The organism is Inquilinus sp., from assembly GCF_057815775.1.
Genome location: NZ_JBYRFX010000680.1, coordinates 1 through 9,900, shown reverse-complemented (window position 1 = coordinate 9,900; position 9,900 = coordinate 1). Strand labels below are relative to the sequence as shown.

At 71.1% G+C, this 9,900-nt stretch carries 11 protein-coding genes and 1 pseudogene; 4 read left to right on the top strand and 8 right to left on the bottom strand.

Translation table 11 applies throughout. The features are described from left to right. Positions 1-212: 212 nt before the first annotated feature. The 5 genes and pseudogenes from AC3XYG_RS23640 to AC3XYG_RS23615 form a co-directional block, all read right to left on the bottom strand. The gene (locus AC3XYG_RS23640; protein ID WP_489142313.1) at positions 213-773 is read right to left on the bottom strand and encodes a DUF2889 domain-containing protein; all 561 of its coding nucleotides are present in this window, start codon (positions 771-773) and stop codon (positions 213-215) included. A 2-nt stretch (positions 774-775) separates the two neighbouring features. After that, complete coding sequence (locus tag AC3XYG_RS42785) at positions 776-1,306, bottom strand: transporter associated domain-containing protein (RefSeq protein ID WP_507021938.1); 531 nt, start codon at positions 1,304-1,306, stop codon at positions 776-778. 283 nt (positions 1,307-1,589) lie between these two features. Then, a pseudogene (locus AC3XYG_RS23625) lies at positions 1,590-2,078 on the bottom strand (CNNM domain-containing protein); the annotation flags it as partial. 29 nt (positions 2,079-2,107) lie between these two features. Next, entirely contained in the window at positions 2,108-3,214 is a 1,107-nt protein-coding gene (gene aroB, locus AC3XYG_RS23620; RefSeq protein WP_489142312.1) for a 3-dehydroquinate synthase, read from the bottom strand. A gap of 9 nt (positions 3,215-3,223) precedes the next feature. Continuing rightward, positions 3,224-3,859, bottom strand: coding sequence for a shikimate kinase (locus AC3XYG_RS23615; RefSeq protein ID WP_489142311.1), 636 nt, complete (start codon positions 3,857-3,859; stop codon positions 3,224-3,226). A 376-nt stretch (positions 3,860-4,235) separates the two neighbouring features. Here AC3XYG_RS23615 and AC3XYG_RS23610 point away from each other — a divergent pair, with 376 nt between their 5' ends. Beyond that, positions 4,236-5,243, top strand: a complete 1,008-nt coding sequence (locus AC3XYG_RS23610) for a site-specific tyrosine recombinase XerD (protein ID WP_489142310.1) — start codon at positions 4,236-4,238, stop codon at positions 5,241-5,243. A gap of 1 nt (position 5,244) precedes the next feature. Here AC3XYG_RS23610 and AC3XYG_RS23605 read toward each other — a convergent pair whose 3' ends face one another. Further along, positions 5,245-5,658, bottom strand: a complete 414-nt coding sequence (locus AC3XYG_RS23605) for a GtrA family protein (RefSeq protein ID WP_489142309.1) — start codon at positions 5,656-5,658, stop codon at positions 5,245-5,247. A 318-nt stretch (positions 5,659-5,976) separates the two neighbouring features. Here AC3XYG_RS23605 and AC3XYG_RS23600 point away from each other — a divergent pair, with 318 nt between their 5' ends. Together AC3XYG_RS23600 and AC3XYG_RS23595 are read left to right on the top strand one after the other, a co-directional pair. Next, positions 5,977-6,522: a GNAT family N-acetyltransferase gene (locus tag AC3XYG_RS23600; protein WP_489142314.1), complete on the top strand. Its 546-nt coding sequence runs from the start codon at positions 5,977-5,979 to the stop codon at positions 6,520-6,522. Between the two features lie 38 nt (positions 6,523-6,560). After that, positions 6,561-7,514: an acetyl-CoA carboxylase carboxyltransferase subunit alpha gene (locus AC3XYG_RS23595; RefSeq protein WP_489142308.1), complete on the top strand. Its 954-nt coding sequence runs from the start codon at positions 6,561-6,563 to the stop codon at positions 7,512-7,514. 75 nt (positions 7,515-7,589) lie between these two features. Here the strand turns inward: AC3XYG_RS23595 and AC3XYG_RS23590 are convergent, their stop codons facing one another. Continuing rightward, entirely contained in the window at positions 7,590-9,101 is a 1,512-nt protein-coding gene (locus AC3XYG_RS23590) for a RimK-like ATPgrasp N-terminal domain-containing protein (protein ID WP_489142307.1), read from the bottom strand. 133 nt (positions 9,102-9,234) lie between these two features. On the opposite strand from AC3XYG_RS23590, the gene AC3XYG_RS23585 reads away from it, so the two are divergent. Then, positions 9,235-9,486, top strand: coding sequence for a ribbon-helix-helix domain-containing protein (locus AC3XYG_RS23585; protein WP_489142306.1), 252 nt, complete (start codon positions 9,235-9,237; stop codon positions 9,484-9,486). A gap of 35 nt (positions 9,487-9,521) precedes the next feature. On the opposite strand, the gene AC3XYG_RS23580 is transcribed toward AC3XYG_RS23585, so the two are convergent. Next, the coding region (locus tag AC3XYG_RS23580; RefSeq protein ID WP_489142305.1) for a hypothetical protein at positions 9,522-9,900 on the bottom strand (379 nt) is incomplete at its 5' end.

Below are 9,900 nucleotides of genomic sequence, written 5' to 3'. Positions count from 1 at the left end.
ATCCAGCGCCTCGCAGCGGGTCGCCTCCATCACCTCCATCTGGATCTCGGCCGCCCGGGCCAGCAGACGCAGATGCCGCGCCGCCCGCTCCTCCTGCGGAGCGGCCGGGGCCTCTGTCTGATGGGATTGCGCCTTGTCCATGGAACAAAGAATGAACAAGGGCTGCGGATAATACTACTGCGTTCGTGCCTTCCGGCGCCGATGGCGCCCGGTCAGTCCCGCTCGGGCCCGGTGTAGAATGCCGGCCATCGGCGCCGGGCGTGGTCGCCATCGGCGGCGAAGACGTGGCAGCTGTCCAGCAGCACCGGCCGCTTCGCCGGGTCGCCGTCATCCGGGCGTTCGCGCGACAGGATCGGGAAGACGGTCTGGAACGCGGTGGTCGCCATCGGGCCCAGCAGTTCGACCAGATGGGTGCAGCCCTTGGGGCCGCCCAGCCGCTCTTTCACCGCCCGGGTGAAGCCGGGGCCGATGCGCAGGCCGACCAGGGCCTGGAAGTTCGGCGCGATCTCCGGGCACAGGGCATAGGGGCCGTGCTCGGTCACCGCCTCGACCGCGGTGATGGCCAGCCCGTCATCGACCGTCAGCCGCATCCGCATCTGGTGCAGCGGCTCGCCAGGGGGCAGGGCGCCGCGGAACTCGTTGCGGAACTCATAGGCCTTCACATCGGTCAGGTGGCCCTCGATGTCCCACAGCCCGTCCTCGCGCCGGAAACCTTCGCAGGTGACGCGGCGGGTGTGGATCGGCGCGCGTGCCGCGGCGGCGGACAGGGGCATGCTCAGCCCTCCCCAGGTTTGCTGTCGGGGGACTCGGAGTCCGGCGGGGTCAGCCGCACCGCGGTGATCTGGTTGCGCTGGCGCCGCAGGATCTCGAACCGGAAGCCGTGGAAGGTGAAGGCCTGGCCGACCTCGGGCAGGCGCTGCGCCTCGTGCAGCACCAGCCCGGCGACGGTCGAGGCCTCGTCATCCGGCAGCCGCCATTCGAAGCGGCGGTTCAGGTCGCGGATCGTCACCGTGCCGTCGACCAGGAAGCTGCCATTCGGCTGCGGCCGCACGCCGGCCACCGGCAGGTCGTGCTCGTCGACGATGTCGCCGACGATCTCCTCCAGGATGTCCTCCAGCGTCACCACGCCCTTCAGGTCGCCGTACTCGTCGACCACGACGGCGAAATGCTCGCGCCGGGTGCGGAAGGCGTGCAGCTGGTCCAGCAGGGTGGTGGTGTCGGGGGATGAACCACGGCTTGGTCGCGATCCGCCGGATGTCCAGCCGGTCCGGGTCGCCGCCGGCCGCCTGCAGCGCCCGCAGCACATCCTTGGCGTGCAGCACGCCGATGATGTTCTCCAAGCCACCCTGGCACAGCGGCAGGCGGGTGTGCGAACTGCCCAGCATCGCCGCGACCACTTCGGGCGGCGTCAGCTCGGCGTCGATCGCCTCGACGGTGCGACGGTGGGTCATGATCTCGGACACCGAGACGTCGCCGAGCTCGAGGATCGAGCGCAGCATCTGCCGCTCCTGCGCCACCTCGGCCTCGCTGCCGCGGTGCAGCTCGATGGCACCGCGCAGCTCGTCGACATAATCGGCCAGGCCGACGCGGTGCGGGTCGGCGCCGAACAGGCGCAGCACGCCGCGCACCAGCCAGTTCACCAGCCGCACGATCGGGCCCAGCAGCCACACCACGGTGCGGACCGCGGGGGCGATCGACAGCGCCGCCCGGTCGGCATGGTTGATGGCATAAGTCTTGGGCAGCACCTCGGCGAAGATCAGGATCAGCGCGGTCATCACCACCGTGGCGATCGGCACGGCCGAGGCGCCGACGATGGTGGTCAGGAAGCTGGTGGCGATCGCCGAGGCCAGGATGTTGACCAGGGTGTTGCCCAGCAGCAGGGCGCCGATCAGCCGCTCCTTCTGCTCGCGCAGGCGGTTGACGATGCCGGCGCGGGCCAGCCCATGCGTCTCCAGCTGGTGCATCCGCGCCCGGCTGGCCGCGGTCAGCGCCGTCTCGGACCCCGAGAAGAACGCCGAGACCAGCAGCAGGACGATGATGCCGGCGATGTTGAGCAGCAGGACGAGGTCATCGGACATGGGGCTCGGCGGGCAGTGGCGGGGGGTGTCTAGGCGGCGATCGCGTCGGCCAGCACCGCGGCGACCGGCTCCGCCGGCACCTCGTTGGTGACGAACGCCTGGCCGATACCGCGCACCAGGATGAAGGTCAGGCGGCCGTCCTTGACCTTCTTGTCGCGGGTCATGTGGTGCAGCAGCGCGTCGACCGACCAGGACCGGCTGCGGTCCGGGCGGGTCGGCAGCCCGACCGCGTCGAGGTGCCGGACGAGCCTGTCGCGGTCGGCCGCCGGGCACAGGCCCAGCCGGACCGACAGGTCGAAGGCCATGACCATGCCGATCGCCACCGCCTCACCATGCAGCAGCGCGTCGCCATAGCCGGTCTCGGCCTCCAGGGCATGGCCGAAGGTGTGGCCCAGGTTCAGCAGGGCGCGCTGCGCCGCCTCGCGCTCGTCCTGGCCGACGATCTCGGCCTTCATCTCGCAGCTGCGCTTCACCGCCTGGATGGTGGCGGCGCCGTCGCCGGCCAGCAGCCGCGGGCCGTTGTCCTGCAGCCAGTCGAAGAATGCGGCGTCGCCGAGGGCGCCGTATTTCACCACCTCGGCATAGCCGGCCCGCAGCTCCCGCGCCGGCAGGGTCGACAGGATCGCGGTGTCGGCCAGCACCAGCAGCGGCTGGTGGAAGGCGCCGATCAGGTTCTTACCGTGCTTGCTGTTGACCCCGGTCTTGCCGCCGACCGAGCTGTCGACCTGGGCCAGCAGCGTGGTCGGGATCTGCACGAAGTCCAGGCCGCGCAGCGCCACCGCCGCGGCGAAGCCAGCCAGGTCGCCGACCACGCCGCCGCCCAGCGCCACCAGCAGGGTGCCGCGCTCGATGCCCAGGGCCAGGATCCGGTCCAGCAGGTCGGCCAGCACCGTCATCGACTTGGTCGTCTCGCCCGGCGGCACGGTCAGCGTCTCGACCGCGATGCCGGCGACGGCCAGGGATGTGTCCAGGGCGGCGCCGTGCAGCGCCGCGACCCGCGAATCGGCGATCACGATCACGCGCTTGCCGCGGCCCAGGGCGGCGATCCGCTGCCCCGCCTCGGCCAGGGCGCCGGGGCCGATGACGATGTCGTAGCTGCGCGGGCCCAGCCCGACGCGGATGGTTTCGCGTGTCATCTCAGTGCATCAATCCGTGTGATCCTGGGCCGTGTGATCCTGGGCCGTTTCGGGCCGGGTGGCCTGTTCCTGTGTCGCCGAGGTCGAATCGACGGGCGGGGCCTCGGCCGCCAGCCGGGCGTCGACGGCCGCCAGCACCCGCTCCACCGTCTCCTCGACCGGGCCGTCGCGGCTTTCGACCGTCAGATCGGCCAGGGCATAGACCGGGTGGCGGCGTTCGATCAGTCCGGCCAGCACCGACTTTGGGTCGCCCTGGCGCAGCAGCGGCCGGTTGTGGCGCTTGGCGGTGCGTGCCGCCAGCACCTCCAGCTCCGCCTTCAGCCACAGCGACACGCCGTGCTCGGCGACCACCGCCCGGGTCTGCGGGTCCATGAAGGCGCCGCCGCCGGTCGACAGCACCTGCACCGGCTCCAGCATCAGCCGGGCGATCACCCGGCGCTCCAGGTCGCGGAAGGCCGGCTCGCCATAGCGCTCGAAGATGTCGGGGATGCTGCAGCCCGCCGCCTCCTCGATCGCCTGGTCGGCGTCGATGAAGCCCAGGCCCAGCCGTGCGGCCACGCGTTTGCCCACCGCGGTCTTGCCGGCGCCCATCAGGCCGACAAGCACGAGGGTGCGGGGCAGGGGACGGTGCAGCGCGCTAATCATCGATCCTCTTGCGGCCCTGGCCGGGCGTGTTGAAGGAGCAAGGCGGTTTGCGCCGCCGTGCCGACCGCCTAAGATAGGGTTGCGTCGGCCTTGCCGCATCTGCTTTCTCGGGGCAGGTGCCGGCCGCGGCCGGCACATCGATTCCTGATCCCAGCACTCACGGTGTCCGTCTTGGCTCGTCGTCGTTCCAAAACCCGATTCTCCCCAGGCTCCAGCGGTGGGGGCGGCGGTGGCCGTGGCGGCCTCGGCAGGATCCTCGGGATCGCCGTGCTGCTGGTCATCGTCGGCGGCGGCGTCGCCCTCGCGGTGATCGATTTCCGGCCGCCGACCCAGACGGTCGAGAAGGTGATCTCGAACGACAAGTTCAAACAATAGGGTGGCCGAGGCCCCAGCCCCGGGCCCGAAGCCCCGGCGCGGCCGGCCGCCGGCGCCGCGGCTGCTGCCGCCGCCCTCGGTCGAGGCCTTCCTCGACATGCTGGTGGCCGAACGCGGCGCCGCGGCCAACACCCGCGAGGCCTATGGCCGCGACCTGCTCGACCTCAACCGCTTCCTGGAGGCCGGCGGCGGCGCCATCGACCGGGCGGTGACCGACGATCTGCGCGCCTATCTCGGCGATCTCGCCCGGCGAGACGGCGCCAAGAGCGGGAAGACCACCGCGCGCACCGCGGCCCGGCTCCTGTCGGCGATGCGGCAGTATTACCGCTTCCTCGTCTCCGAAGGCCGGCGCCAGGACGATCCGTCGGCCGCGCTCGATTCCCCGGCCCTCGGCCGGTCGCTGCCGAAGCTGCTGTCCGAGGCCGAGGTCGAGGCGCTGATCGGTGCCATCGCCGGCCGATTCGCCGATCCGGAACGGCTGGCCGAGGGGCTTCGGCTGCTGGCCCTGCTCGAGATCCTCTATGGCGGCGGCCTGCGCGTGTCCGAACTGGTCGGGCTGCCGCTGTCGGCGCTCGGGCGCGATGGCCGAGCGCTGATCGTGCGCGGCAAGGGCGACAAGGAACGGCTGGTGCCGCTGTCCGAGCCGGCGCGCGACGCCATCACCGCCTATCTGCCGCATCGCGGCGTGTTCTTCGTCAAGGGCCGTGACCGGGGCTTCCTGTTCCCGTCGCGCACCGCGCGCGGCGGCAGCCTGACCCGGCAGCGCTTCGGCCAGCTGCTGAAGGATCTGGCGGTCGAATCCGGGATCGAGCCCAGCCGGGTCAGCCCGCATGTGCTGCGCCATGCCTTCGCCACCCATCTGCTGTCGCATGGCGCCGATCTGCGCTCGGTCCAGACCATGCTGGGCCATGCCGACATCGCCACCACCCAGATCTACACCCATGTGCTGGGCGACCGGCTGCAGGCCCTGGTCGCCTCGGCGCATCCGATGGCGAAGACCCGGACCTAGGTCAGGCGTCCGGGCCGTCCGGATGGGCGAAGGTCCACAGCCGGTTGGCGGCGAAGCCCCAGAACAGCACGATCAGCGTCGTCACCGCCTGGGCCGGCAAATAGGGCGCGCCCAGCCGGTCGACGAACAGTGCCATCAGCGCCCAGGTCCAGGCGAAGCCGGAGGCGGCGACCAGGCCGAATCGCCACGCCGCCTCGCGATGCGGCCGGCCGGTGGCGAAGGTCAGCCGCCGGTTGAGCCCGTAGGAGACGACGCCGCCCGCGACATAGCCGGCCAGCGTCGCCGGTAGCGGCGCGGCCGTGCCCGATTCCACCAGGCCGATCAGCACGGCATAGTGCAGGGCGGTGGCGATCACGCCGACGCCGGCATAGCGCGTGAACTGGCGGCGGATCGCCGGGATGGGGAGGGCCTGCATCGGGCCTGTCCTGGCACAGCCGCCGTGCGGCGTCACCTGGGATCGCCAGATGCATGTCGATTGCATTTGCCCAGGGCGCATTTGCATTGACAGCGGATGGCGGATGCGGTTTCGCTGTGTCCGCTTGATGTCCTATGGAACGAATCGACGTGCGCTTCCTGGTCCCGATGCTGCGACGACGACGCCGACAGCCCGCCCTTCGCGGCGCGGTGGCCTGAGGCGTTCCCGAGTGCCTGCAACATCATGATGCGGGCGAAGCGGGGGCCGGTCGGCGCGCGACCAGACGATCTCCGATCCAAGGACAGATCCCAATTGTACGTGCTCAAGACCGAACGGCCGCGGGATGCGGACGAAGTCGATGGCCTGCTCGACCTTGCCTTCGGTGAGAACCGGCAGGCCAAGACCTCCTACCGCTATCGCGACGGCGTCGCGCCGGTGCGCGGCCTGTGCTTCGTGGTGCGTGAGGGCGGGCGGCCGAGCGGCCGGATCCTGGGGTCGATCCGCTACTGGCCGATGATGGTCGGGACCGACCGGCCGGCGCTGCTGCTGGGCCCCCTCGCCGTGCGGCCGGAGCTGCGGGGCGCCGGCGTCGGCGCCGCCCTGATGCGCGGCAGTATGAAGCGGGCGGGCGATCTCGGCCACCGCATGGTGCTGCTGGTCGGCGACCTCGCCTACTACGCCCGCTTCGGCTTCCAGCCCGCGGCGCCGCTGGGCTTCGTGATGCCGGACGAACAGCCGCACCGGCTGCTGGTCGCCGAACTGCGGCTCGGCGTGCTGGAGGATTGCCCGGGGGGCACGCTGCTCCGCGCCGATAGCGCCAGCTCTGCGCAGATTTCGGTCTCAATGCGGGCGGCCCTGTGTTAGACAGCCCCCCGATCCCCGAGGGCCAGTCTCAGCGTGGAATGAAGACCTTTCTCGAATTCGAAAAGCCGATTGCCGAAATCGAAGGCAAGATCGAGGAGCTTCGGCACATCACCGATGCCGGCGAACTCAACATCGCCGACGAAGTCTCCCGGCTGCAGACCAAGGTCGACAAGCTGCTGCGCGACACCTATCGCGGGCTGACTCCGGCCCAGAAGGTGCAGGTCGCGAGGCATCCGAATCGGCCGCACGGGCTCGACTACATCGCCGCGCTGATCGAGGATTTCCAGCCGCTGGCCGGTGACCGCGCCTTTGCCGAGGATCGCGCCATCATCGGCGGCCTCGGCCGGTTCCGCGGCCGCTCGGTGGTGGTGATCGGCCACGAAAAGGGCAACGACACCGAAAGCCGGATCCGGCACAATTTCGGCATGGCCAAGCCGGAAGGCTACCGCAAGGCCCAGCGCCTGCTGGAGTTGGCGGACCGCTTCCACCTGCCGGTGCTCACCTTCGTCGACACCGCCGGCGCCTATCCCGGCGTCGCCTCGGAAGAGCGCGGCGTGGCCGAGGCGATCGCCAAGTCGATCGAAACCTGCCTTCGCGTCCAGGTTCCCCTGGTCTCCGTCGTCATCGGCGAGGGCGGTTCGGGCGGGGCCATCGGCATCGCCGTGGCCGACCGGGTGCTGATGCTGGAGCACGCGATCTATTCCGTGATCTCGCCGGAAGGCTGCGCCTCGATCCTGTGGCGCAGCAGCGCGCAGAGCCAGGAGGCCGCGGCCGCCCTGAAGCTGACGGCGCAGGACCTGAAGCAGCTCGGCGTCATCGACGGCGTGGTGGAGGAACCGGTCGGCGGCGCCCACCGCTTCCCGGCGGACGCGATGCGCGCGGTCGGCGACGCGATCGGCGCGGCCCTGGCCCCGCTGGGCGACCTCGACGGCAAGACCCTGCGCGCCAAGCGGCGCGAGAAGTTCCTGGCGATCGGCCAGAACCTGGGCTGACGGCCGGAAACGACAAGGGCCGCCCGCGGCGGCCCTTGGGGTGTCGGATCAGGCCCGACGCCAGTGACGATCAGCCTACCAGATCGCGGCTGCGGCCCGTGCCGGCTCGGCCTGCTGCCGCTCTCCGGCCTCGATCCGCTCCAGGAAGTGGCTCAGCAGCCTTTCGTACAGCGCGTCGCCCAGGCAGGCATCCTCCAGCCCGACATCGATGTTCGGGTTGTCGTTGACCTCGATCACGACCGGGCCCTGTGCCGTCTCCTTGAGGTCGACGCCGTAGAGGCCGGTGCCGATCAGCGCGGCGGCCGCCAGCGCCGCCGACACGATGGCGGCCGGCACGGCCTCCAGCGGCACCGGCTCGGTCGCGCCCTCTTCGCTACGGCCATCGCCGCCATGGCGGAAGATCTGCCAATGGCCGCGCACCATGCGGTAGCGGCAGGCGAACAGCGGCTGGCCGGCCAGCACGCCGATGCGCCAGTCGAAGTCGGTGTACAGGTATTCCTGGGCCAGGATCAGCCGCGACCGGCGCAGCAGCCGCCGCCCCGCCACCGGCAGCTCGGCCGGGGTGTCGACCCTGATCACGCCGCGCGAACAGGCGCCGTCGGGGATCTTCAGCACCAGCGGGAAGCCCAGCGCCTCGCCGGCGGCCAGCAGCGTGTCGGACCGCACCGCCAGGGTGCGCGGCTGCGGCACGCCTTCGGCCTTCAGCCGCTCATGCAGATAGACCTTGTTGCAGCAGCGCAGGATCGAGACCGGGTCGTCGATCGCCGGCAGGCCCAGCCGCACCGCGCTCTCGGCGAAGATGTAGCTCGGCGCCTGCAGCGCGGTGGTCTCGCGGATCAGCAGGGCGTCGAAGCCGCCCAGTCGCGGCAGGTCGCGATGGCCCAGGCATTCGGTCTCGATGCCCATCCCGGCCGCAACATCGCGCAGCCGGGCGACGGTGCCGGGCCGCGACGGCGGCAGCGGGTCGTCCGGGTTTACCAGCACGGCCAGCCGGCGCGGGCGGCGAAACGGGCGGGGTGCCGGTGGGGTGCCGGACAGCCGCTCCAGCGCGGCGCGCAGCAGGCGGCGCTGCCGTGGGTCCAGCCCGGGCAGGCTTTCCGGCACCACGTGCAGCAGCTGATGGCGGGCGGCGTCGATCTGCAGGGTCATCAGTGGCAGGCCGAACGCGGCATAGGCCGCCTCGGCGACCTCCTGCAGATGCGGTTTGTCGCAGCGGCCCAGCGCCACGAACAGGCGCCGCGGCATGGCCAGGCGGCTGCCGGCATCCTGCCGGTGCAGCGCGGCCAGGGCGCAGTCCACCGTGGCATGGCGGCTGCGGACAAGCCGGTCGTCGGCCTGGTCGGCCAGCACCGCGGCGGTCGGGATCGCGGCATAGCCGCGGGCCTCGGCGATCAGCGAGACGTAGTAGCCGAAGGACAGGGGGCGCTGGTCACGGCACAGATTGACCACCATGGCGCCGCGCACGGCGCCGAGTTCGGGCAGGTGGTGGCCGTCCAGCAGGTCGTCGGGGGTGACGACGCGGCAACTGGGAGGCAGGTCGTCGGACAGCCCATCCGGGTCGTCGACGACAATCAGCGTTGTGGCCATGGTTCCATAATGGCGGTGGAAATGGCCCGCATCGTCCCGCAGGTCCGCGTAAAGGTGCCATTCGGATTGTGGGGCGTGGTTGGTTGGTGTATAAACGCATAGGTGTTTATACGCTTAAGCAGAAAGCAATCCGATGTCCGCGACCCGCTGGAACCTCGTGGTTTCGCAGTCCACCGACATGGCCCTGCGCCAGTTCCTCGCCAGCCAGGGCGGGGGTCGCAAGGGCGACCTGTCGCGCTTCGTCGAAGAAGCGGTGCGGGCCCACATCCTGGAACTGACCGCGGCCCAGGCCAAGGCCGGCAATGCGGATGTGGATCAGGAAACCCTCGACGCAGCGATCGATAAGACCCTGGCTGCGACGCGCCGTGCAAACAGGCCGGCGTAGGTTGGGTTCGCGCGCCGCGAACCCACCCTACGCGATCAGAGCTCTCCACCTGAGAACCCCCGCGGCGTGAAGCGCGGGGCGAGGCGGCCGAGCTCCGGGCCGAGCACCCGGTCCTCGGCGACCGGCGGCACGACGGCCCGGACCTCGTCGACGAAGGGCCGCAGCGCCGGCGGTGCCGCGCGGCCGGTGACGTGCAGCGCCTGTGACGCGACCACGGCCAGCATCGCTAGCGCGGCGTCCAGGCAGCGGCCGGCGCGCTCCTCCTTCGACCAGGCCGGGAACGCGGTGGTGGCGACGTCGTCCTGGCCCGCCCCCGCGGCCTCGGTGCCGGGGATGAAGGTGCGCTGCGCCGCCGCCTTGGCCTGCTCGAGATAGCCGGTCACCGCCATCGGCACATAGCCCAGGCTGCCATGG

What these genes read in the sequence shown, in the direction of transcription:
- AC3XYG_RS23640 (WP_489142313.1), bottom strand. Translation starts at nt 773, where the DNA reads ATGCCCCTGTCCGCCGCCGCGGCACGCGCGCCGATCCACACCCGCCGC.
- AC3XYG_RS42785 (WP_507021938.1), bottom strand. Translation starts at nt 1,306, where the DNA reads ATGTGCTGCGGGCGCTGCAGGCGGCCGGCGGCGACCCGGACCGGCTGG.
- aroB (WP_489142312.1), bottom strand. Translation starts at nt 3,214, where the DNA reads ATGACACGCGAAACCATCCGCGTCGGGCTGGGCCCGCGCAGCTACGAC.
- AC3XYG_RS23615 (WP_489142311.1), bottom strand. Translation starts at nt 3,859, where the DNA reads ATGATTAGCGCGCTGCACCGTCCCCTGCCCCGCACCCTCGTGCTTGTC.
- AC3XYG_RS23605 (WP_489142309.1), bottom strand. Translation starts at nt 5,658, where the DNA reads ATGCAGGCCCTCCCCATCCCGGCGATCCGCCGCCAGTTCACGCGCTAT.
- AC3XYG_RS23595 (WP_489142308.1), top strand. Translation starts at nt 6,561, where the DNA reads ATGAAGACCTTTCTCGAATTCGAAAAGCCGATTGCCGAAATCGAAGGC.
- AC3XYG_RS23590 (WP_489142307.1), bottom strand. Translation starts at nt 9,101, where the DNA reads ATGGCCACAACGCTGATTGTCGTCGACGACCCGGATGGGCTGTCCGAC.
- AC3XYG_RS23585 (WP_489142306.1), top strand. Translation starts at nt 9,235, where the DNA reads ATGTCCGCGACCCGCTGGAACCTCGTGGTTTCGCAGTCCACCGACATG.